This is a genomic window from Rhodococcus koreensis (assembly GCF_900105905.1).
Classification (GTDB): Bacteria; Actinomycetota; Actinomycetes; order Mycobacteriales; family Mycobacteriaceae; genus Rhodococcus_F; species Rhodococcus_F koreensis.
Window position 1 is genome coordinate 8,544,250 of sequence record NZ_FNSV01000005.1, and the last position, 20,622, is coordinate 8,564,871.

At 65.2% G+C, this 20,622-nt stretch carries 21 protein-coding genes and 3 pseudogenes; 6 read left to right on the forward strand and 18 right to left on the reverse strand.

All coding sequences use genetic code 11. The features are described from left to right. Nucleotides 1-147 precede the first annotated feature (147 nt). Nucleotides 148-594, forward strand: coding sequence for a PaaI family thioesterase (locus tag BLV94_RS43600; protein ID WP_244163777.1), 447 nt, complete (start codon nt 148-150; stop codon nt 592-594). Nucleotides 595-704: 110 nt separating this feature from the next. Further along, the gene (locus BLV94_RS43605) at nt 705-1,442 is read left to right on the forward strand and encodes an IclR family transcriptional regulator (RefSeq protein WP_072941478.1); all 738 of its coding nucleotides are present in this window, start codon (nt 705-707) and stop codon (nt 1,440-1,442) included. Between the two features lie 299 nt (nt 1,443-1,741). Here the strand turns inward: BLV94_RS43605 and BLV94_RS51890 are convergent. Beyond that, a pseudogene (locus BLV94_RS51890) lies at nt 1,742-2,107 on the reverse strand (aldehyde dehydrogenase family protein); the annotation flags it as partial. Continuing rightward, on the reverse strand, nt 2,083-2,457 hold the full coding sequence (locus tag BLV94_RS43615; protein WP_072941472.1) for an ArsR/SmtB family transcription factor: 375 nt from the start codon (nt 2,455-2,457) through the stop codon (nt 2,083-2,085). The pseudogene BLV94_RS51890 and the gene BLV94_RS43615, both read right to left, overlap by 25 nt. A 284-nt stretch (nt 2,458-2,741) precedes the next feature. Between BLV94_RS43615 and BLV94_RS43620 the strand changes: the two genes are divergently transcribed. Further along, nucleotides 2,742-3,191: a hypothetical protein gene (locus BLV94_RS43620; RefSeq protein WP_072941470.1), complete on the forward strand. Its 450-nt coding sequence runs from the start codon at nt 2,742-2,744 to the stop codon at nt 3,189-3,191. After that, a pseudogene (locus BLV94_RS51195) lies at nt 3,188-3,437 on the forward strand (MFS transporter); the annotation flags it as partial. The gene BLV94_RS43620 and the pseudogene BLV94_RS51195, both read left to right, overlap by 4 nt. Here BLV94_RS51195 and BLV94_RS43625 read toward each other — a convergent pair. Genes BLV94_RS43625 through BLV94_RS43660 form a run of 8 tightly spaced genes read right to left on the reverse strand, consistent with a single transcriptional unit; the run spans nt 3,425 to nt 10,889 of the window. Then, nucleotides 3,425-4,498 carry an MSMEG_0565 family glycosyltransferase gene (locus tag BLV94_RS43625; protein ID WP_072941468.1) on the reverse strand — a complete coding sequence of 358 codons (1,074 nt, stop codon included), beginning with the start codon at nt 4,496-4,498 and terminating at the stop codon, nt 3,425-3,427. The pseudogene BLV94_RS51195 and the gene BLV94_RS43625 sit on opposite strands and share 13 nt — an antisense overlap. Before the next feature lies 1 nt (nt 4,499). Continuing rightward, on the reverse strand, nt 4,500-5,348 hold the full coding sequence (locus tag BLV94_RS43630; protein ID WP_072941465.1) for a carbon-nitrogen hydrolase family protein: 849 nt from the start codon (nt 5,346-5,348) through the stop codon (nt 4,500-4,502). Nucleotides 5,349-5,352: 4 nt separating this feature from the next. Continuing rightward, complete coding sequence (locus BLV94_RS43635) at nt 5,353-6,609, reverse strand: MSMEG_0569 family flavin-dependent oxidoreductase (protein ID WP_072941463.1); 1,257 nt, start codon at nt 6,607-6,609, stop codon at nt 5,353-5,355. Beyond that, nucleotides 6,606-6,911 (reverse strand): MSMEG_0570 family nitrogen starvation response protein, encoded by a 306-nt coding sequence (locus BLV94_RS43640; protein ID WP_072941461.1) that lies wholly within the window; start codon nt 6,909-6,911, stop codon nt 6,606-6,608. Before BLV94_RS43640 ends, BLV94_RS43635 begins: the two co-directional genes overlap by 4 nt. Continuing rightward, complete coding sequence (locus BLV94_RS43645) at nt 6,904-7,845, reverse strand: carbon-nitrogen hydrolase family protein (protein ID WP_072941458.1); 942 nt, start codon at nt 7,843-7,845, stop codon at nt 6,904-6,906. Before BLV94_RS43645 ends, BLV94_RS43640 begins: the two co-directional genes overlap by 8 nt. Continuing rightward, entirely contained in the window at nt 7,842-9,290 is a 1,449-nt protein-coding gene (locus tag BLV94_RS43650; protein ID WP_244163778.1) for an MSMEG_0567/sll0787 family protein, read from the reverse strand. The genes BLV94_RS43645 and BLV94_RS43650 overlap by 4 nt, the downstream gene beginning before the upstream one ends. Before the next feature lies 1 nt (nt 9,291). Beyond that, nucleotides 9,292-10,353: an MSMEG_0568 family radical SAM protein gene (locus BLV94_RS43655; protein WP_072941452.1), complete on the reverse strand. Its 1,062-nt coding sequence runs from the start codon at nt 10,351-10,353 to the stop codon at nt 9,292-9,294. A gap of 11 nt (nt 10,354-10,364) precedes the next feature. Further along, on the reverse strand, nt 10,365-10,889 hold the full coding sequence (locus BLV94_RS43660) for an MSMEG_0572/Sll0783 family nitrogen starvation response protein (protein WP_072941449.1): 525 nt from the start codon (nt 10,887-10,889) through the stop codon (nt 10,365-10,367). A gap of 228 nt (nt 10,890-11,117) precedes the next feature. On the opposite strand from BLV94_RS43660, the gene BLV94_RS48975 reads away from it, so the two are divergent. Together BLV94_RS48975 and BLV94_RS43665 are read left to right on the forward strand one after the other, a co-directional pair. Continuing rightward, entirely contained in the window at nt 11,118-11,351 is a 234-nt protein-coding gene (locus tag BLV94_RS48975) for a hypothetical protein (RefSeq protein WP_143051466.1), read from the forward strand. 512 nt (nt 11,352-11,863) lie between these two features. Then, entirely contained in the window at nt 11,864-12,991 is a 1,128-nt protein-coding gene (locus tag BLV94_RS43665) for an MFS transporter (protein ID WP_244163779.1), read from the forward strand. Between the two features lie 6 nt (nt 12,992-12,997). On the opposite strand, the gene BLV94_RS51200 is transcribed toward BLV94_RS43665, so the two are convergent. The 8 genes and pseudogenes from BLV94_RS51200 to BLV94_RS43700 form a co-directional block, all read right to left on the reverse strand. Next, nucleotides 12,998-13,507 carry a helix-turn-helix transcriptional regulator gene (locus tag BLV94_RS51200; RefSeq protein ID WP_072941444.1) on the reverse strand — a complete coding sequence of 170 codons (510 nt, stop codon included), beginning with the start codon at nt 13,505-13,507 and terminating at the stop codon, nt 12,998-13,000. A gap of 549 nt (nt 13,508-14,056) precedes the next feature. Further along, nucleotides 14,057-14,265: pseudogene (locus BLV94_RS51210) on the reverse strand (ABC transporter substrate-binding protein); the annotation flags it as partial. 73 nt (nt 14,266-14,338) lie between these two features. Next, the gene (locus BLV94_RS43675) at nt 14,339-14,695 is read right to left on the reverse strand and encodes a GNAT family N-acetyltransferase (protein WP_072941441.1); all 357 of its coding nucleotides are present in this window, start codon (nt 14,693-14,695) and stop codon (nt 14,339-14,341) included. A 112-nt stretch (nt 14,696-14,807) separates the two neighbouring features. Beyond that, nucleotides 14,808-16,244 carry an aldehyde dehydrogenase family protein gene (locus tag BLV94_RS43680; RefSeq protein WP_072941439.1) on the reverse strand — a complete coding sequence of 479 codons (1,437 nt, stop codon included), beginning with the start codon at nt 16,242-16,244 and terminating at the stop codon, nt 14,808-14,810. Between the two features lie 328 nt (nt 16,245-16,572). Then, nucleotides 16,573-17,103, reverse strand: a complete 531-nt coding sequence (locus tag BLV94_RS43685; RefSeq protein WP_072941436.1) for a MaoC family dehydratase — start codon at nt 17,101-17,103, stop codon at nt 16,573-16,575. Nucleotides 17,104-17,105: 2 nt separating this feature from the next. After that, on the reverse strand, nt 17,106-18,083 hold the full coding sequence (locus BLV94_RS43690) for an HpcH/HpaI aldolase/citrate lyase family protein (RefSeq protein ID WP_072941433.1): 978 nt from the start codon (nt 18,081-18,083) through the stop codon (nt 17,106-17,108). A 7-nt stretch (nt 18,084-18,090) separates the two neighbouring features. Then, nucleotides 18,091-19,302, reverse strand: a complete 1,212-nt coding sequence (locus BLV94_RS43695; protein WP_072941431.1) for a CaiB/BaiF CoA transferase family protein — start codon at nt 19,300-19,302, stop codon at nt 18,091-18,093. Further along, nucleotides 19,299-20,489 (reverse strand): acyl-CoA dehydrogenase family protein, encoded by a 1,191-nt coding sequence (locus BLV94_RS43700; RefSeq protein ID WP_072941429.1) that lies wholly within the window; start codon nt 20,487-20,489, stop codon nt 19,299-19,301. Before BLV94_RS43700 ends, BLV94_RS43695 begins: the two co-directional genes overlap by 4 nt. Between the last annotated feature and the right edge of the window lie 133 nt (nt 20,490-20,622).

Genomic DNA, 20,622 nt, shown 5'->3' on the forward strand with positions numbered 1-20,622 from the left:
GACGCACGAGGCCGACGCAACCTCGCGGGGCCGCCGGCGAGCGAGTTCCTCCAACCTCGCCGTCGGCGGCTCCGCGCCGCCCATCAGCTCACGAGCCGCCTCGGTGGGTGTGAGAGATCGAAGCCAGAATGGAAGTAGAGGATCGGCGTGAGCGAAGTCGCATGGGACGAGGTGCACGACGGCGGGTTCATCGGGCTGATCGGTCCGTTGCTGCTGCGTCACACCGAATGCGGTGCACGGGAGTACGGACTGCGGTGCGAGCCCAAACATCGAAATCTTCGAGGGGTCGTGCAAGGGGGACTGATCATGGCCTTCGCCGACCGTGCCCTCGGATCGACCGCGCTCGCCGAAACCGGCACCCAGAATATGGCGACCGTGCAGCTGAATGTCAGTTTCCTCGGTATCGTCCGGGTGGGCGACCTCTTGACGAGCTCACCCCGTATCGTGCGACGCACGGCATCGATCGTCTTCGCGGACTCCGACCTGCGGGTGAACGACTCGGTGGTGGCCACGGCGACGGGCGTCTTCAAGATCCTCGCGGACAGTTCGGCGCCTGTCGGCGTCGGCGCGGCCGCCGAGAGTCGCCTTCGGTGAGTCCGTAGCGGACGTCAAGGCTGGACATTTCGACATACTGTGCCGATAATCGGCACAGTAGGGAAATGTTGCACCGCGGCGGAGCGGCGGTCGAAGGAGAGGAACAGTAGGTGCAAGGCATCGAACGAGGTTTGCGCGTACTCGAAGCTGTGGCGGAGAATCAGCCGGTCGGAGTAGGCGAACTGTCACGCACCCTTCAGTTGCCGAAATCGACCGTGCAGCGGACTCTTCAGGCGCTCGCGTCCGCCGGCTGGATCCGCAGCGATGGGAGCGAGTACACCAGATGGAAGCTCACGTCGCGTGCACTGGCTGTGGGCCGGCGCGGCTGGGACAAGGGAGACTTGCGAACGGTCGCACTCGAGCCGATGCGTGAGCTGCGGGATCTGACGAACGAGACCATCACCCTCCAGATTCGCGATGGCGTGGAGCGGGTGGTTCAGATCGAACGCATGGATTCCCATCAGGCGGTTCGCACGTTCATCAAGGTCGGCAGCACTTGGCAGCTGCCTCACACGTCGGGGGGGATGGCGATCATGGCGCGCCTACCGGACGACGAGGTCGACAGAATTCTTTCCAATCCCATCCAGCAACTGACGCCGCAGACCGACACCGATCCCGAATCGATCCGAAAGAAGATCGAGGAGATCCGCCGCGTCGGATATGCGGTGAACGTCAATCAGAACCGGATGGGCGTGTGTGCCGTCGGGGCAGCTGTGCTGGGGGAGGGGGGATGCCCCGTAGGTGGCATCGGGATCTCGATGCCGGAGACCCGTTTCGACGAGCATCGTGTGCCCTGGTGGGGAAAGCAGGTCTCCGACACTGCAGCGAACGTGAGTTCATTGCTCTGATCCCGCGTATGCGCTCGGGACGCCGTCCATGGCGTCGGCTTCCCCATTTCGCGGATCGCGGTGGGGGAGCGGCCTGGCTGCATGTCTTCTCGTGCGGGACTGAGCGTGGAAAGCGCCCGCCCCCATGCCTCAGATCCGGCACGGGGGCGCTTCATCGCCACAGGCGGGCGGTGATCGTCTCGAGCCGGCAGTAGTGCTCGAGCGCCCCAAAGCCTTTCTCCCTGCCGAATCCGCTCAAACTTGTAGCCACCGAACGGGGTTTCGACACCACCGGCGAAGTCCTGGTTGATGAAGACCTGTCCCGCCTCGATGGTGGCGGCGACGCGATGGGCCTGGCTGTGGTCTCGGGTCCAGACCCCTGCGACGAGTCCGTAGTCGCTGTCGTTGGCGATCTCGACCGCCTCCTCATCGGTGACGAATCGGAGCACCGTCAGCACTGGGCCGAAGATCTCCTCGCGAGCCACGCGCATCGCGACGTCGACGTCGACGAAGATGGTCGGCTCGATGAACAGTCCGCGTCCCAAACCGGCCGGTGTCGGCGACGTGTCCACCTGTGGCGACACGGGCACCCTCGCGGGGGCCGAGTGCCCTGTGCCCTCTGGACCGGCGCAGCCGGTATCCCGAAATCCGCATCGTGTTATTACGTCGACGGCGCAGGCTCCCACGACAGGATGAGTCCGACGAGGCCAGGAAATCGCTCACTGAGGTCGTCGAGTCGAACCCGACTGCGGCGCTCCATCCCGTACTGCCGCTGGGTGATGACACCTGCCTCACGCAACGCCTTGAAGTGATGCGTCAGTGTGGACTTCGGGCGATCGAATCCGAACCAGCCGCAGGTGTGGTCGAACTCGTCCGAGGAGGTCAACAACCGTTGCACGATCGTGAGCCGCAACGGCTCGGACAGGACGGCGAAGACCTTCTCGAGCCGAATCTGATGGGGGTCTGGCTCGGGCAGGCGTGGCGGCGATTCCAGCCCGGTGGACGGGTCGGTGTACGTCGGGGCGAGCGTGTTCATGACGTGACTTTCCATGTTCGACTTTTCTCGTACTGGAGGTTACGTTCGTATTCATGCGAACCAGTACGATTTTAGTCGAACATCGATCGGAGGGCGATCTCAGCGGCGTTGTGCCGCGACAACTTCGCGACAAGACAGAGGGTGGCCCGGGGTGGTCCATCGCCGCAGCTGGAACGGTGACGGCGATCTTCCTGCTCTCGCACTCGGCAACGCCGCTGTAGGCGCGCTGGCAGGCCGAATGGGGCTTCGACTCGGGTCTGCTGACGGTCATCTTCGCCACCTACATGGTCGGTCTGATCGCAGCGCTGGTTGTCGCAGGCCGCCTGGCAGACCGGTTCGGTCGGAAGGCGGTGCTCATTCCGGGCCTGGCGGCGGCGGTGATCGCGGCGGTCACAGCCGGCATGGCCGCGGGGGTCGACCTCGCCCCCGACCGCCACAAGCGCACCGGTTCGCTCATCGCCTCCGTCTCGATGGTCTTCGGAGCCGGTCTCGGCCCGCTGCTGGCCGGTGGCCTGGCCGCGTCCGACTCGTCCTCTCCCCAGACGCTCGTGTTCACCGTTGTGCTGTTTGTCGAGGTCGCCGCTCTCATCGTGGCGACCATGCTTCCGATGAAGCGTTCCTTCTCGCCCGGTACGGCCCGCCTGCTGGCCCTGCCGTCGGCCGCGGGAGAACCGCCGCGAGCTACGCCACACCGGGCTGCCGAATCCATCACCGAAGGAGAGTTGCGGTCGTGACATCGCAGATCGCACCACCGCAGCCCCCGTCGAACCCGGCCCGCTCCGCGCCACCACGACCGCACCACGCCTGGCTCGTCGCGGCCGTCGCGTTCCTCGCCCTCGATCCTGATCGACCCCCTGCACGAGGACCTCGGCTGGTCGCGGGCGAGCATCACGTCGGCCGTGTCCATCGACCGGGTGCTGTACGGGTTGACCTCGCCGTTCACGGCAGCGCTGATGGCCCGCTCTTCTCAGCGTCCCATCTCGGCGTAGAAGTCGAGATGCGCGCCGGCGGCGTCGTCCCAGCTGTGCGCGCGTGCCAGTGAGCGGCCACGGTCGACTTGGTCGGCGTCGCCCGGGCGCCGGAGGGCGTCTGCCATCTGCTGGTGGGTGGACGCGAACCGGACGGTGCTGCCGAAGACCTCGCGCAGGACGGGAAGGTCTCGGGCGATTACGGGCACGCCCGCGGCGAGCGCCTCCATGGCGGCCAGACCGAAGCCCTCCTTGGTGGAGAGGAACGCGAAGACGGTGGCCTGCGCCACCAGGGTGGGGAGGGCGTCGTCGTCGACCGTGCCGAGAATGTTCGGCTGCACCCCGAGTTGTGTGCAGCGGGTGTCGAAGTCGTCCCGGTAGCGGCGGTAGTCGAACAGCGTTTCGCCGCCGGCGATCACCAGTCGGAGGTCCGGCTGGTCGCGGCGAAGGAGAGCGTAGGCCTCGACGAGGTCGATACTGCCCTTGCGCGGTTCGATGCCACCGACGGCAAGGACGTAGTCGCCGAGTTCGCCGGCCCAGCGGCGCCTCCCCGCCTCGTCGGCGGCGGCTTTCTCGAAGCGGGCCGAGTCGACGCCGTTCGGGATGACGGTGGGTTCGAGCCCCCACCCGGCGCGCACTTCGGCGGCCACGGCCTCGGACACGCAGGTCCGGGCGTACGGCTCGACGATCGCGCGTTCGTGGCAGGCGGCGAGCGCGGGAGTGGTGAACTGATCCAGGTGATGGATGGTGCGGATGCATCGATCGACGGCGTTCGCGCTGATGCAGTCCTGGGCGTGCACGATCTCGTAGGCGTCGGGGGTGAACGCCTCGGCGAGGACGGTGATGGACCGCAGGATCCGGTTGCCCACATCTTCACCGTCCCGCGCGGCGAACGGCACGATGCGGACGGTCACGGCGTGGTCGACCTTCCGGAAGAAGGCGTCGTCCCCGCCGCGTCCCAACGACCACACGGTGACGTCGGCGCCCTGCCGTGCCAGGGCTTCGGCCAGCGCGAGGGTGTGAACGACGCCGCCGCGAGGCTTGGTGGAGTACGTCAGCAGCGCGATGCGCATGTCAGGGGCGACCTTCCTCGAGCAGTGACCGGTAGGTGTCGAGCCTTCGTTCCTCCAGGTGCCGCAGCACCTTCCGGGCCCGGTCGATCTCGTAGTCGACGTCGAGGTCGGCGACGGCGAGGCCGCCTTTGACGCCGGTGCGGGCGAGGACGTCGCCGCCGGGGCCGACCACCTTCGCCTGCCCGAGGAAACGCAGCCCGCCCTGGATGCCGGTCTGGTTCGACGACACCAGCACCACCTGGTTTTCGGCTGCCCGCGCGGAGTCGTAGAGGTCGAACAGCCGGGACTGCCGGTCCTGCGCCAGCCGTTCGGCCCGGTCGGTGACGCTGGCGGGCCAGGCGGAGAGGACCGAGATGATCCGGGCCCCGTCGAGCGCCAGCGTGCGGGCGGCCTCGGGGAAGGTCTTGTCGTAGTCGATGAGCATTCCCATCCGCCCGACCGGGGTGTCGAATGCGGTGAACGCATCGCCCGCGGCGTAGGCGAGCGATTCCCCGGCCGGTTGGTGGACCTTGCGGTGGCTGCCGAGGATCCCGTCACCGGTGACGCACGCGGCGGTGTTGTACCGGACGCCGTCGCACAATTCGGTGTAGCCGATGCACACGGTCATCGATCCCGCCATCCGCGCGATCGCCTGCAGTTCCGACCCGTCCGCCGCGAGCGCGGGCGGGAGTTCGTCCGGGTCGGGGCTGCGCAGGTCGGAGATATAGCCGCCCAGGCACGCGTCGGGGAGGACGAGCAGGTCGATGCCGTCGTCGCGGGCCTTGGCGATCAGTGCGTCGAGCTTGAGCAGCGCCCGCTCGACGTCCCGGCCGAAGTGGCCGGCGAGAGCGGCCAGTCTGGTTGTCCCCATGGGTTCAGGCTAGTGACGATACGGACGGACGCACATGCACTTCGCACTCGATTCGTTCGGCCAGGTACTCGGCGTCGCGGGCCACCCCGGCAAACCGCCCGGAACCCCAGGTGTGCTGCCACGGCAGGCCGAGGAAGAACAGGCCCGGCACCGCGGTGACCCCCCGGTTGTGGCAGGGATGGCCCTCGCCGTCGAACACCCCGGCATGCAGCCATCGGTAGTCGGTGCGGAAACCGATGGACCACACCACCGACGTGATCCCCGACGACGCCAGGTCGAGCGACGTCGCCTCCCGCTCCGGCCGCCACACCGGAACGTACCGAGCCTCGGTGGGAGCAACGATCCCGGCACGCTCGATGTAGGCGTCGATGGAATCCTTGATGCTCTCCGCGACAACGTCGGCGGCGTCGAGCGACGACGCGAGCGTCGGCGCGAACTGCAGGGTGCCGTCGACGACCTCGAGCAGCCGCCCGTACAGATTCATGCCCTGCAGGGCGAAGGCGCGCAGGTCGATGTCGCGGCCACCGTCCCGGCCGGTGACGTAGTGGTTGGTGTTCTCCCGCTTGGCGAGGCCACCGGGGTGGTCGGCGATCGACACGTCGTAGGTGCCCATGTCGTGTAGCCAGGCGACACAGTCGCGGCCCCGGTAGAAGCGGGCGACCCGGGGCGCGCCACCGGTGACCAGGTGCACGGTCCGTCCCGAGAGCATGAGGTCTTCGGCGATCTGCGCCCCCGACTGGCCGTTGCCGACGACGAGCACCTCCCCGTCCGGAAGGGCTTCGGCGGACCGGTACTGCGAGGAGTGGATCTGCTCGATCGATGCCGGCAGGCGCTCGGCGAACCGGGGAATCACCGGGGTGTGGTAGCCGCCGGTCGCGACCACCACCTGGCCGGCGTGCAGAGGTCCCTGCGTGGTGTCGACGTCGAATCCGCCATCGGCGGACTGGTGCAACGAGGTGACCGTCACACCCTCGCGGACGGGCGCCGGGAAGGTGTCGGCGTAGCCGCGGACGAAGTCGTAGGTCTGCTCCCGCGTCATGAACCCGTCCGGGTCGCCGCCGGCGTAGCTGTATCCGGGGAGGGCGCACTGCCAGTTGGGGGTGACCAGGGTGAAGTTGTCCCAGCGGCTGTCGCGCCATTCATGGGCGAGCGAGTCCCGCTCGAGGACCACATGGTCGATGCTGCGGTGCGCCAGGTGCCAGCTGATCGACAGACCGGCCTGGCCGCCGCCGATCACCACCACGTCATGATGCGTCGTCATCGCGTTCCTTCAGAGACGGTCGCCGGGTGCATGTCGAGGACCCGGACGAGGGAGGTGGGGGTGTGCGCGGAGGCGACCTTCTCCAGCTCGTGGAGTTGTTCGGCCGCGGACGTGCAGTACATGCCGAACTTTGCCCTGACCCGTTCACTGGCTTCGGTGAGTGCGGCCCGCGACCGCCGCAGGAAATCGGCGACGCTGTACTCCTCGCCGACGGTCAGGTAATCGTGCATCACCAATGAGGGTGAGTAGCAGGACTGTTCATGTCCGTCCGGCCACTGCACTCGGAACGTCATCTCAGGCATGGGAGGGTACCTTCCGGGTGGCGGAGGGTCGCTGTTCGGGGGAAAGTAGTGTTCCTGTCACGTGGTTCTCGGCGACGACGTCGCCGTAGACCTCGGGGCGCCGGTCGCGGAGGTTGTACATCCCGCCGCTGCGGATGGCCGCGATCTCCTCCTGCACGTCGAGGCGTGCGGACGCCAGCCCCGCGCGGATGCCGGTGTCGGCGAGGATGTCTCCGCCGGGGCCGACGATCTTGGCGCTGCACACGAATCGGAGCGACCCGAAGGTGCCGGCCTGGTTGGACGCGACCCAGACCACCTGGTTTTCGGTGGCCCGGGCCCGGTCGTAGATGTCGAAGCGCTGCTTCCAGCGGTCGCTCGCCATGTTCTCCGCCGGGGCCGTGCGGGCGGTCGGCCACGCGGACAGCGAGGTGATGATCTCCGCGCCGTCGAGGGCGAGGGTCCGGGCGGCTTCGGGAAACGCCTTGTCGTAGCAGATCTGCATGCCCATCCGGCCGACGGGAGTGTCGAACGCGTTGTAGGCATCTCCTGCTGCGTAGCAGAGGTTCTCGCCGAGCGGCTGGTGCACCTTGCGGTACGACCCGAGGATCCCGTCACCGTGCAGGGTCACGGCAGCGTTGTATCGGGTGAGGCCGTCCGCCTCGCAGAAGCCCAGAGTGATCACCAAGTCCCCGGCCATCTCGATGACCCGGCGCAGTTCCGGGCCATCCAGTTCGAGTGCCGGAGGCAGCCTGCGCAGACGACGACCGCGTTCCTCCTCGGTCTCGTCGTCGCCGCCGAGGCTCGGCAGGTAGCCGCCCAGGCACGCCTCCGGCAGCACGAGCAACGCACTACCCGCTGCGCTCGCCCGCTCGATCAGATCGCCGATCGTGGCATATGCCTGTTCCATGTCTCGGCCGAATTCTGCGGCCGCGACAGAGATTCCGATTTCTGTCATGCTGTTCCCAATCCCGTGACGGTGGAGTGCACCGCACGTGTGATCACACCGTCGGGCCAGCGCAGGCCGACCCCCGGTTCGGTAGTCAGTTGCCCGCACACCGCGGAGGTGGCGGGTCCGGTATCCACGTCGTGTGGGCGACCCGGTCGATCAGCGCTGATCATCGCGAACCCCGGAAAGCAGGTGATCCAGTCACCCATAGTCGCGCCGGCCGGCGCCGGGATCGCCGCGACGTCGAGCACGGCACCGGTGCCGCAGGCCTCGGCGAGCATGCCCGTGGTTCCGGCGATTCCAGCCATGCTGACGTCCTTCGCCGCGGCCGGTCGCGTCCGCCGCACATACGACCCCAGCAGTGTCAGATCGTCGCGGGTCCGTTCGGAGCTCGAATCCCATTGCTGGGTCCCATATCCGGTCCGCCAGGAGCCGGAAAGGTCAGCGGTGAGCCGGAGTTCGTCCCCGGTCCGGCCGCCGCCGGCCGGTACCGGATCCGTGGTGCGGCCGAGCGCGGTCACCGACAGCGCGCCCGGGACACCCACCTGGGTGTGTCCTCCGAGGACGGGCACCCCCCACGCCGCGCTCGCCCGGCTCAGCCCGCGGATCACCCTGGTCAGGATCGACCGGTTGGGAGCGCCCACCGCGTCGAGCAGGCCGACCGGGTCGGCGCCCATCGCGGACAGGTCATTGAGGTTCACCAAGGCCGCGCACCAGCCGGCCCACTCGGGGTCTCGCTCGACCATCGACGGGACTATCGCATCGCACGCGGCGATCAGGTCGGTGCCGGGCACCGGTGCACCGTCATCGCCGCGGAACCCCGACCCACCCAGCGCCGACGGAGCCGACTCGAGCGGCGCCAACGCCTCCGCGAGGATCGCCTTCGTGGACCGGGCGAGTCGCTCGATCCGGTCGATCGGCCAGCGCATCAGCACGTGCGGTTGTCCCGCGACCGTGATGTCGGTGACCCGTTCCCAGCCGAGCCGGACGAACATCGGCTCGTTCCGGGACTGCACGGTGGCGTCGAACCGCAGCACCCCGTGTGTCTCGGCGTACGCACACGCCGCACGGACCAGAGCCTTGCCGATCCCGTGTCCTTTCCGGGCATGGCGATCCACGACGAGGCGGCCCCCGGTCCACCAGCCCAGGTCGACGCCGTCGGTGACCGGTGCCAGGCGAACGCCGCCCAGCACGGTGCCGTCCGGACCGGCGGCGACCAGCACGACCGATCTGGGGTCGTCGTCGACGTCATCGAAGTCGGTGCCCTGGAACAACCCCTGCTCGGCGACGAACGTCTCGCGGCGCAGGCCGTGATAGGTGGCGAGGTCCGAGGCGGTGTCGGCCCGGTGAATCAGGAACGTCTGCTCGGCCGGGCCGGGATCCGGGCCGGTGAGGACCGCCAGATCTGGCGGCCCCGCCGTGGTGAGCCCGTAGAGTGAACCCATATCGAGCATGTCAGCCTCCCGCATTCTGGAGTACGCTGCAGGCACCGCACGCCGCGCAGCCGGCCTTCTGATCCGCGCCGCGCATCCCGGCGGCCCACAGCGCCTTCGCCACTCGTGACGTGACGTCCTCGAGCAGGGCCGCGCTCGGGGCTTGTGCACCGTCTTCATCGACCGCGAGGGTGCCCGCGAGTGGGCGGAACGGGACCACGAACGGGTACACGCCCATGCCGATCAACTCCTCGGCGCCGGCGACCAGCTCGTTCGGGTCCTCACCGAGGCCCACCAGCAGATACGTCGACACCTGGTTGCGGCCGAACACCCGGACGGCTTCCCGCCACGCCGCACGGTACTCGCCCAGCGGCACCGTCGACTTGCCCGGCATCCACCGCGAGCGCACCTCGTCATCCAGCGATTCGACGTGAATCCCGATCGACTCCGCCCCCGCCGCAAAAAGTTCGGTGATGGACGACAAGTCGCCAGGCGGTTCGCACTGCACCTGGATCGTCAAGTCCGACACGGCGGCCTTCACCGCCGCAACGCACCGCACCAGGTGCCGGGCGCCACGATCCTTTGCGGCCGACGTGCCCGTTGTCATGATCATCTGACTGACCCCGTCGAGCCGGACCGCCGCCTCGGCGACCTCGGCGAGCTGCTCCGGCCGCTTCACCGCGACCGTCGAACCTGCGGCCAGTGACGCCTCGATCGAGCAGAACCGGCACCGCTGATCCGCGTCGTATCGAATGCATGTCTGGACGACGGTCGTGGCCAACACATTCGAGCCGTGCAGGCGGGCGATCTTCTCGTAGGAGACCCCTTCCGCGGTCTGCAGATCGTAGAACTTCGGCCGCCGAACGGGCTCGATATCGATGCCTAAGTCGGTGCCGTTCATCAACAGGCGGTTGCCGCTGACCTCGTACGGACTGTCCGACCGGACGGGGATGGCACCCCCGAATCCGCCGATCAGCACGTGGCCGTCGTCGCTGGGGCCTGCTCCGGACCGCCGGCGCACCGGTGCGTCCAGGCCGCGGATCCCGCGGACCGCGAGGTCAGCTCGAGTGGACAGGGCAGTCATGTCGTTTCACCTCAGACCATGTAGGTGGAATTGATGATCGCGCCCTTGCGGGAGTAGTGGATGATCGCGTCCTGCACGTCGAGCGGATGCGCAGGGATCACCCCCTCGATGAGGTCCTCTTCCCGGCCACCGTGCAGGGCGAGGCCGAAGCGGCACGCGAAGACCCGGCCGCCTTCCTGGATGAACGTCGCCAAGGCGTCGTTGATGTTCTGTTCGCCCGGGAATCCGTTGTCACCGGTCGTGGGGAACCCGCGAGTGGCGAGGCAGTTGATCGCGCCGGGGCCGTAGAAGTAGATGGCGGACTCGAAGCCCTTGCGAAGGGCGCGGGTGGCCTGGAGAACCGCCACGAAACTCACCGACGACTCATGGGCGATGCCGTGGACCAGGGTGAAGTAGCTTTCGCCGTTCTCGGCCTTGTAGTCTGGGAAGATCTTGGTAGAGCCGTAGATGTTGGTGCCCTTGGGCAGCGCCGGATGCGGGATCTCACCGAGTGACTTCTCGATGTTTTCCGCGATGGTCTGGTCGATATCGGACACGGGCTACTCCTCGGGCGTTTGGTGGTCTCGATCGGCGGAGCGGGAAATCCCGTTCGCTTGCCTGAAACCAGTACACGCACCGGCTATTTCGATTTGGTTCCGCGGGGAATAACTCCACGTTTCCGAGCCCTCACCTCCGAACGATCTGCGTAACATGTCCGAAGCAAAGCAAGATCAATCGGTCAGAGCGTTGTGATCGGTATCGCGAGACTCCTACCGTCGCTGACATTGCCGTTGCATCCGGCTCGGCACCGTCCCGCACGGAGAGTCACGTCGCCCCACGTCAAGTCCCCGGACCGGGTCACGGCGATGATCGACGCCGGCAACTCCACGATCCACTTCGAGATGATCATCCATCACGCGTGGACACGGGTGGAGATAATGATTGCCAAGCGCAACAGGCGCTCCCGCGAGTACGGGTGGTCGGTGCCGGCCTACCAGTCTCCGGACCACTTGGGCTGATCTCCCTGTCGGGAACTGCAGACCGCAGGGCCGGTCCGGTGCCGGGGCGCGCGGCGTAGAGCAAGGGGAATTCTCGGGCGATCTGTTCGAGTGACTGCGCCAAGGACGGTGGTGTGGAGCCGCCGGCGGCTTCGATCACCAATCCCCGGAAGCCGAGATCAACGATATGTGCGAGAAGTCGCCCGTCATCCCATGGCGGCGCGGAGCAGCACGACCGGTGGGAAGGGTGCGTCGGGAAGGCCGAGGGTGTGCGTCGCAGTGGATGCGGTCGTCACACCGCGGCCGGTCCGGGGGGAGGGACCGAGTCAAGTAGGTAGCACTAATCTTTCCACTCATACTTGCAGTGAACCGCACGAAAATTGCGTGGACGTTTGGCTTTGTTGTGTGGACGATTGGTCCCGTATCGGGTAGCGCATTCTCGGAACAATCAACGGATGACAACAAACACCGCGCCTAGAATCCTCCCCCCACGCCGCTCTGAGCGCGCTGGGTGGGCGGGGGTGCTTATCCTCATGGCCACCAGTTTTACGCTGGTGCTCGCCGAATTTTTTCCGCCCAGTCTGCTGACCCAGATGGCAGCCTCACTGGACATCACTGAGGGGCAGGCGGGACAGACGGTCACCGCGACCGCGTTCATGGGTTTCTTGGTGGCCCCCGTTGTTGGCATGATGTTTCCCCGGCTGGACCGGCGAACGCTTCTGGCTGGGGTTGCTCTGACCGATGCGGTGTCCAACATTCTGGTAGCCATCGCACCGAATCTCGTGCTATTACTCGTCGCCCGGTTGATCCTTGGGGCCGCAATTAGCGGATTCTGGGCAATGTCGCTGGCGATCGTTTCCCAGCTGGTGGCACCGGCACGCCTGGGCCGTGGCCTGATGCTCGTGAACGGTGGCACTACCGTGGCCACGGTGGGCGGAGTGCCCCTGGGTGTCTACCTTGGCTCCGTCTTCGATTGGCGCGTGGTGTTTGTCGGTGTGGCCGTGGTGTCGGTGCTGGTCGCTATCTCGTTGCGGGCCATGTTGCCTGCGATCGCTCCTGCCACCACCACGGGATTCCGTGAGTTGGCGGACACCCTCAAAGTGCCTGGCCTGTCGTTGGGTCTGATAGGGCATGTGTTCACCGTCCTTGGCCACTTTGCCGCGTTCACCTATATACGGTTGGCATTCGAGCAAGTGCCCGGCATCGGCGCGGGCGGAATCGCTGGGTTGTTGGCGGCGTTTGGCATTGGAGGCCTTACCGGAAACGTCGTCGTCGGGCTGCTCGTGGATAAGCACCTGAACCTGATGCGTATGGTTGTGCCTGCACTCATCGGCTTTGGCATCGTTACAGTCGCGCTCTTCCCTGGACATTTCTGGGCCGTGGGGGTAGGTGCGACAGCATGGGGAATTGGATTCGGGGCTTGGTTGCTGGTGGTCAGTACGTGGATCGGGCGGCTCGCTCGGGATCGGATGGAATCCGTAGGCGGGCTGATCGTGACCGGATTCCAGATTGCGATCACTCTTGGAGCTGGACTCGGTGGCGTGGTTGCCGATAACGCCGGAGTCCAGGTGACTTTGATTGCCGCCGCAATTGCTGCTCTCGTTGGGGGAACCCTGTTCCGAATGGCCAGGACGACAACAGCAGGAATCTCGAAGGCATAACCGGACCTATACGGCAGAAAGTGAGAGGGACCGTTGTTGTCCGCGCCAGATAGCGGGCGCGGACCCGGTGTGCCGTCGAAAGGCGCGCCTGAAGCCGGCCTCAGATTCGTACCCGAGGCGGTGGGCGGTTTCTGCAATGCTCAGCCCGTCACGGATCAAGAGCGTTTTACTGGTCTCCATCCGAACTTCGGTCAAATATGATGCCGGGGTTTGACCTACCAGAGTGGTGAAGCGCTCCGCGAAGGCTGATCGAGACATGGTTGCCACCTGCGCCAGGGTTCGCACGGTCCAGGCATCCCCGGGACTCTCATGGATCGCATCGAGCGCGCGAGCAATGAACGGGTCCGACACCTGGTGCAGCCACCGCTCGGGAGCGCAACCAAGCTCCGCCCAAAGCCGGATCGCGGCTGCGACGATGGTGGTGGAAATGAGGCTGCACACCACCGCATCACCTGCCCGACTGAAATCGGATGCGTTGGCTTGTCCGGTGAGCATACCCTCAATGAGCATCGCCATATTCGGTTCACGTACAGAGAACTCCCTCACCAACAGAGTGCTGGGGAAAGTGCCGAGAGTCCGAGCTGAGCCGCCGGACGGCAGAAACCATGCGTTGATGACGTTGGACTCACGCCTAGCGCGGATCTCAGCTCGGTGTGCCCGGGGGTAAATGAGTAGGTCGCCGGCGGAAAGCTCAGTTCGTTCTTGACCTATTTGGAGTGCAGCAGTTCCTGCAGAAATGTAGGAGAACCCGGCAGAGTCATGTACCCGCGCAACTCGTTCACCCGCCGCCAGTAACTCACGCTGTGCAGCCTGAACGGGCCAGTCCAGCGAGGCCAACGCACGATCTAAGGCCCCCATCTGCCGAGGCGCATTCTCTGGTAATTTGAACACCCTTGTGCAACTCCGTAACCGTCTGAGAAAATTCCTCGACCGCCCACAGCGGCCACCTCGGCCGTCCGTTGGCAACCACGCCACCGAGTCCAGCTCCAAGAGTGATCGCAATCAGGAATCCGGTCACGATCAGCCCGCCTACGGAAACCGATAGCGCGGAGTGAAGGCGGACGAACCTTCAATCAACTGTATCTGTTGAACGATGATGTTGTGGATTGGGCCACCAGAATGGACCTGCAACCTGTTGCCCTGCAACCTGTTCAAGATTGGGTGACGACCTCGAGCTCGGAGCCATTTGTGTGATTCCAGCCGAGCGCGCGAAAGGCACTTCGCGCCTGGTATCGCAGTTGAATGGCCATGGGCATCAACAAATGCGCAACGTCAGCGACGGAGAACGCCCCCGTGCTGAGCTGTGCTCTGCATGGGGGCGTTGTCTGAGGTGCCTGGCGCGCACGCCTACGCGTTTAGGCGAACAATGAGATCGCGGTATTCCGGACGATCACCAAGGAACCTCCGAACATACGTGCAGACCGGTCGCACTTTCCATCGGTAGTCGCGGGCGAGGTCGAGCGCCCGTTGCACGAATAGGGCAGCACATGCGCGGTTTTCGAACTCCTCCACGATAATCGTGTGCAAGAAGGACATCACGACGTCCTCGGGCTTGGGCCCGATATTGCCCTGGATCCTGAGCGATTCAGTGAGGTGTCGCAGATCGAAGTACCCCAGAATGCCGACCAGTTCTCCTCGAAACCAGAGTTCGAATCGATACCGATCGGCATTGTGGACGACTCGGGCATCCTCGGGTTTGGTCATTGCGCACTCCTGTCGACGGCCCCAGCTACTGCACCGCTTACGGGTGCCGCGATCTATCACGTTGATTGTGTCGTCGGCGTTTGTAGTCATGGAGAGACGTGATCTGCGGGCCTCATAACCGTGCGGTAATTGTCTTGAGCTGGCAGTAGTGCTTGAGCGCCTCGAAGCCTTTCTCCCTGCCGAATCCGCTCAACTTGTAGCCACCGAACGGGGTTTCGACACCACCGGCGAAGTACTGGTTGATGAAGACCTGCCCCGCCTCGATGGCGCCGGCGACGCGATGGGCCCGGCTGTGGTCTCGGGTCCAGACCCCCGCGACGAGTCCGTAGTCGCTGTCGTTGGCGATCTCGACCGCCTCCTCATCGGTGTCGAATCGGAGCACCGTCAGCACCGGGCCGAAGATCTCCTCACGAGCCACGCGCATCGTGTTGTCGACGTCGACGAAGATGGTCGGCTCGATGAACAGTCCGCGTCCCAACCGGCCGGTGTCGGCGACGTGTCCACCTGTGGCGACACGTGCACCCTCGCGGGGGCCGAGTTCGAGATACGAGCGGACCTTGTCGAATTGTCCTCGCGTGGCGAGGGAACCGATGTCGGGGTCCTCGATGCCCGGTGCGATGACCGTGGTCTTGGCATGCTGGACGAGCCTGTCGACCAGCTCGTCGTGCACCGACGAATGCACCAGCAATCGGCTGCCGGCCGAACACACCTGGCCTGCCTTGGTGGTAAACGCGGTCCACGCGCCCGCGGCGGCCGCGTCGAGATCGGCGTCGTCGAAAACGATGTTGGGGGACTTGCCGCCCAACTCGAGAGTCAGCGGAATCAGTCGTTGGGCGGCCGCCCGCATGATCGCCCGGCCGGTTTCCACCGAGCCGGTGAAGACGATCTTGCGGACCTTGTCGTGGCCCGTCAGCGCGGCTCCCGCATCGGCACCGAATCCGGGGACGACGTTGAGAACCCCCGCGGGCAGTCCCGCTTCGACGGCGAGACGGCTCATTTCGAGTGCCGACAACGGTGTGTCCTCGGCGGGTTTGAGGACCACCACGTTACCCATCGCCAATGCCGGCGCAATCGCCCGCGCGGCTTGGTTGATCGGCGCGTTCCAGGGAGTGACGACACCGATGACGCCGAACGGTTCGTTGCGGGTATACGAGAGGTAGTCGGGACCCAGCGGAATTGTCTCGCCGTGCACCTTGTCTGCCGCACCGCCGTAGTACTCGAAGTATCGTGCGGCGGTCTCGATATCCACCTTCGACTGCGACAGTGTCTGACCCGTGTCCAGTGTTTCGATTCGGGCCAGTTCGTCCGCGTGTTCACGCAGTGTGCGTGCGACCTCGAGGAGGATACGGCCGCGAGTGGCGGCCGGGGTGTCACGCCACGAGCCGAAGGCGCTCTGCGCTACGGCAACTGCTGCCTCGATGTCCTCCGCCCCGCCGAGGGCGACTTCGGCGATGACGTCGCCCGTGGCGGGATCGCGGGTGGAAAAGTACTTCCCACTCTTACTGCGTTCGTCGTGTCCGCCGACGAACGTTTCGTAACGCTCTCGCATTGTGCTTCCTTTTCCGAGTGGTGCACCCGGGGGCCGGCCGCACCGCGTCTGTGCCGATAATCGGCACAGTGTTTCTCTTGATAGCTTGGATCGTTGCCGCAATTCCTGTCAAGGCCCGTCGGACCGCGGTACCCGGTCTTCGTGCCCCGAATACCCGGCGTGCGGGCTGGGTGCCTTTCCTTCAGTGGAGTAAACCCAGCCCGCACCGGAGATCGGCTATTCGAAATCCTTGATCCGCGTATCACGCGGCTGCACAGCAGATCTCATCCGGTCTTCGTGTGCGATCGACCGCGGGCGACAAGGGCGTAAACGCCTTCGCCGGAGTCGACTACGCGTGTGGCAGCGGTCGAGCGGGTTGGTCGCCGCCGTGCGTGTCGCCGTAGCTTTGCTTGGGTACGAGAACTTTGCGACGGAAGATGCAGACGATCTGCCCGTCCTGCTTGTAGCCGCGGGTCTCGACGTACACGACGCCTCGGTCGCTCTTGGACTTCGAAGGAGTCACGTCCAAGACCTCGGTTTCGCCATAGATCGTGTCACCGTGGAATGTCGGCTTGACGTGACGCAACGATTCGATCTCGAGGTTGGCGATCGCCTTGCCGGACACGTCCTGTACGGACATGCCGAGCAGAAGCGAGTAGACGTAGTTGCCCACGACCACGTTGCGCCCGAATTCTGTTGTCTCCTCGGCGAAGTGGGAGTTTATGTGCAACGGGTGGTGGTTCATCGTCAGCAGGCAGAACAGGTGATCGTCGTATTCGGTGACGGTCTTGCCCGGCCAATGCCTGTAGATTGCTCCGACTTCGAAATCCTCGAAGTACCGTCCGAACTGCCTGTCCTGTACTTTTTCCGTGGTCGTCATCGTTACACACCGCTCTCTACGGTTTCGGTCTCCGGCTTCCACACGTCGAGGCGTTCCATGCCTGCGGCGCGGCCCTGGCCCGCGATGACCAGCGCCATTTTGCGGGACGCTTCGTCGATCATTTCGTCGCCGAGCATGACGGCGCCCTTACGGCCGCCCTGGTCGGAGGTGAACCACTCGTACGCGGCGAGGATGTTCTCGGCGTGATCGTAGTCGGCTTGGGCCGGACTGAAGGTGTCGTTGGCGGCTTCGATCTGGGCCGGATGCAGCACCCATTTCCCGTCGTAGCCGAGTGCGGCGGCCTGACCGGCAACCCGGCGGAAGCCCTCGACGTTACGGACCTGCACGTACGGTCCGTCGATTGCCTGCAGCCCGTTCGCTCGGGCTGCCATCAGGATCCGCATCAGCGGGTAGTGGAATGCGTCACCGACCCCATAGCCCGGCGGCTGCTCACCGATCACGAGCGACTTCATGTTGATGCTCGCCATGAAGTCGCCGGGACCGAAGATGATCGTTTCGGTACGCGGCGACGCGGCTGCGATCTCGTCGACGTTGATCAATCCGGCTGCGTCTTCGATCTGCGCCTCGATTCCGATTCGGCCCACCTCGAAACCCATGGTCTTCTCGATCTGGGTCAGGGTGAAGTCGAGCCAGGCGATCTGGGCGGCCGACTGCACCTTCGGAAGCATGATGCAGTCGAGATTCTCACCGGCACCTTCGACGACCTCGACCACATCGCGGTAGGTCCAGTGGGTGGTGAGATCGTTGACCCGCACCACACGGATCTTCGATCCCCACCCGCCTTCGTTGAGTGCCGAGACGATGGTCTTGCGCGCACCAGGTTTCGCGAGTGGAGCACACGCGTCCTCGAGGTCGAGGAAGACTTGGTCGGAATCGAGGCCTTTCGCCTTCTCGATCATCTTCGGATTCGAACCGGGAACCGCGAGGCAGGAACGCCGCGGTCGTTGTGTTCTGGACATGATCTCCCTATCTTGTTTCTTCGAGTTCGAATGTAGCTGTGGTGTTTTCGAACTGGGACAACACTTCGTCGGTGTGTTCGCCGAGTAGCGGTGCTCGCCGGAGGTGGGTCGGGGGCGCATCCGCGAACTTGATCGGCGTGTTGGCGATCGTCAAGGGTTGGGGCACACCGGGATGATCGACCTCGACCAGCATGTTGCGGGCGCGCACATGGGGATCCGCATAGATGTCCTCGATGGTATTGACCGGTGCCACCGGGACCTTGCCGCCGAGCGTTTCCAGGATCTGATCCTTGGTTCGCGTGGTTGTCCATGCGGTCACCGCAGACATGGTGAAGTCACGATTGGCCAGTCGGCTTTCGTTGTCCCGTGTGCGTTCGTCCGCCGCCAACTCGGGGCGTCCGATTACCGTGCAGAGTTTCTGCCAATGTTTGTTCGCGGGCGCGGCGATACTGACCCACCCGTCTGCTGCGGGCACGACATCGAAGGGACAGAGCAGGGGATGGCTGTTTGCTTGCCGGGTCGGCACGTCGCCGTTGTAGGAGTGCTGGTACACGGTGCGTTCGCACATTGCCAGCATGGCGTCGTACATCGACACGTCGACGAAACCGCCGACTCCGTCGCGGCGAGCGCGGTGCACGGCCGACAGCAGGCCGATCACCGCGAAGAGCGCCGGCACGGTGTCGCCGAGACCGGGTCCGGTCTTGATCGGGGGGCGGTCGGGCTCGCCGGTGATCTCCATCAAGCCGCTGAGCGCCTGGACGGTGATGTCGTACGCCGGCCAGTCCCGCATCGGACTGCTACCGGTGCGTTCGTCACCGAATCCGCGGATCGCTGCGTACACCAGGTGGGGATTCTTCTCCTGAAGTCGCTCGTAGGACAGCCCGAGCCGGTCCATGACCCCGTGGCGGAAGTTCTCCACGACGACATCGGCGTGCGCGACCAGTTCGAGCAGCGTCATGCGTCCCTCGTCGGTGGTGAGGTCGAGAACTACGCTGCGTTTGTTGCGGTTGACGCTCTGGAAATACCCACCGAATGCTCGTAGTTCGTCATCCGGTGCGAACGGTCCCTGCTCTCGGATGAAGTCACCATGCGGCGGTTCGATCTTGATCACGTCGGCACCCAGATCTCCGAGGACCATGGTGGCGAACGGCCCCGCGAGCATCGTGGTCAGGTCGATCACCACGACATCGTTCAGTGGCCCGGCGACCGGCGATGTCATCGTGCCTGCCTTCCGAGGATCGAATCCGAGATGATCTTCAGCTGGATTTCCGACGTGCCTTCGAAGATTTTGGTGAGCTTGGCGTCCCGCCAGTACCGTTCGACGGCGAAATCGGTGGTGTATCCGGCACCGCCGTGAATCTGCAGGGCCTCACTGGTCACTCGTTCGGCCATCTCGGTGGCGAGGTACTTGACCATCGACGCCTCAACGGTGTTGCGCCGGCCGGCGTCGACCTCGGTGCACACCCGGTACATCAGCGATCGGGCCGCCTCCACCTCGGTGGCCATGTGCGCGATCTTGAACCGGATCGCCTGGTTATCCCCGATCGGACGGCCGAACTGGACGCGTTGCCGCGCGTACGCAACGGAGTCCTCGAGCGCTCCGCGTGCCACGCCGATGGCGCGGGCAGCGGTATGAATCCGGGCGGTCTCGAGATCGCCCATGGCGACCTTGAAGCCCTCGCCTTCGGGGCCGACCATGGAGTCACCAGCGGCGTAGGCGTTGTCGAAGGACAGCTCCCACGTCTTCCATCCGTGATATCCGATCTTGCGTACCGGCGTGCCCGTCACTCCGGAGGGCAGCTCACCGCGAGGCTTCGGCATGATAAAACAGCTGATACCGCGCGATCGGTGGTCGCGGTCGATGGGTGACGTACGAGCGAATACCTGAAGGTAGTCGGCTCCGTCGGCGAATGTGCACCACATCTTCTGGCCGCTGATCCGCCACCCGTCGGCTTCTCTGCGGGCCCGAGTCGACAGCGCTGCCACATCGGATCCTGCATCGGGCTCGGACAAGGCAAAGGCGCTGAGGAAATCGCCCGCAGCCATCCGCGGCAGGTACTCGCGGCGCTGTTCCTCGGTGAAACCAGCGGTGAATTGTTGTCCGCGAGCGATCAGGCTCGACACGCTCATCCACGCGCGGGCAAGTTCCTCGACGATCAGGGCGTACTCGAAGACCCCGAGGCCCAGCCCGCCGTATTGCTCGGGAATCAGAACACCGAAAAAGCCTAGCTCGGCCATCTTCTGGCGCAGTTCCATCGGAATCTCGCCCTTGACCGGATCGAGTTCGTTCGCCACGGGCAGTACTTCCTTGGCGGCGAACTCCCGCGCCATCGCCTGGATCGCGAGGCGCTCGTCGGTGAGATACCCGGCTCCTGACGAACCGACGTCGTCAACTACAGCAGTCATGAGACTTCAACCCTTCATCCGTGCCTCTAAACGGCACAGTGTTCCGATATGAGCCAGGATGCCTCACCGAAGCCGTATTGGTCAACCCCTCCCTCTGGTGCCAGTGGTAGCGACGATGCTGTCAATGCAGGTT

Coding starts and splice junctions, on each gene's coding strand:
- BLV94_RS43615 (WP_072941472.1), bottom strand. CDS start 2,457: ATGAACACGCTCGCCCCGACGTACACCGACCCGTCCACCGGGCTGGAA.
- BLV94_RS43620 (WP_072941470.1), top strand. CDS start 2,742: ATGGTCGGTCTGATCGCAGCGCTGGTTGTCGCAGGCCGCCTGGCAGAC.
- BLV94_RS43625 (WP_072941468.1), bottom strand. CDS start 4,498: ATGCGCATCGCGCTGCTGACGTACTCCACCAAGCCTCGCGGCGGCGTC.
- BLV94_RS43630 (WP_072941465.1), bottom strand. CDS start 5,348: ATGGGGACAACCAGACTGGCCGCTCTCGCCGGCCACTTCGGCCGGGAC.
- BLV94_RS43635 (WP_072941463.1), bottom strand. CDS start 6,609: ATGACGACGCATCATGACGTGGTGGTGATCGGCGGCGGCCAGGCCGGT.
- BLV94_RS43640 (WP_072941461.1), bottom strand. CDS start 6,911: ATGCCTGAGATGACGTTCCGAGTGCAGTGGCCGGACGGACATGAACAG.
- BLV94_RS43645 (WP_072941458.1), bottom strand. CDS start 7,845: ATGACAGAAATCGGAATCTCTGTCGCGGCCGCAGAATTCGGCCGAGAC.
- BLV94_RS43650 (WP_244163778.1), bottom strand. CDS start 9,290: ATGCTCGATATGGGTTCACTCTACGGGCTCACCACGGCGGGGCCGCCA.
- BLV94_RS43655 (WP_072941452.1), bottom strand. CDS start 10,353: ATGACTGCCCTGTCCACTCGAGCTGACCTCGCGGTCCGCGGGATCCGC.
- BLV94_RS43665 (WP_244163779.1), top strand. CDS start 11,864: ATGGCCACCAGTTTTACGCTGGTGCTCGCCGAATTTTTTCCGCCCAGT.
- BLV94_RS51200 (WP_072941444.1), bottom strand. CDS start 13,507: ATGGCGATGCTCATTGAGGGTATGCTCACCGGACAAGCCAACGCATCC.
- BLV94_RS43675 (WP_072941441.1), bottom strand. CDS start 14,695: ATGACCAAACCCGAGGATGCCCGAGTCGTCCACAATGCCGATCGGTAT.
- BLV94_RS43680 (WP_072941439.1), bottom strand. CDS start 16,244: ATGCGAGAGCGTTACGAAACGTTCGTCGGCGGACACGACGAACGCAGT.
- BLV94_RS43685 (WP_072941436.1), bottom strand. CDS start 17,103: ATGACGACCACGGAAAAAGTACAGGACAGGCAGTTCGGACGGTACTTC.
- BLV94_RS43690 (WP_072941433.1), bottom strand. CDS start 18,083: ATGTCCAGAACACAACGACCGCGGCGTTCCTGCCTCGCGGTTCCCGGT.
- BLV94_RS43695 (WP_072941431.1), bottom strand. CDS start 19,302: ATGACATCGCCGGTCGCCGGGCCACTGAACGATGTCGTGGTGATCGAC.
- BLV94_RS43700 (WP_072941429.1), bottom strand. CDS start 20,489: ATGACTGCTGTAGTTGACGACGTCGGTTCGTCAGGAGCCGGGTATCTC.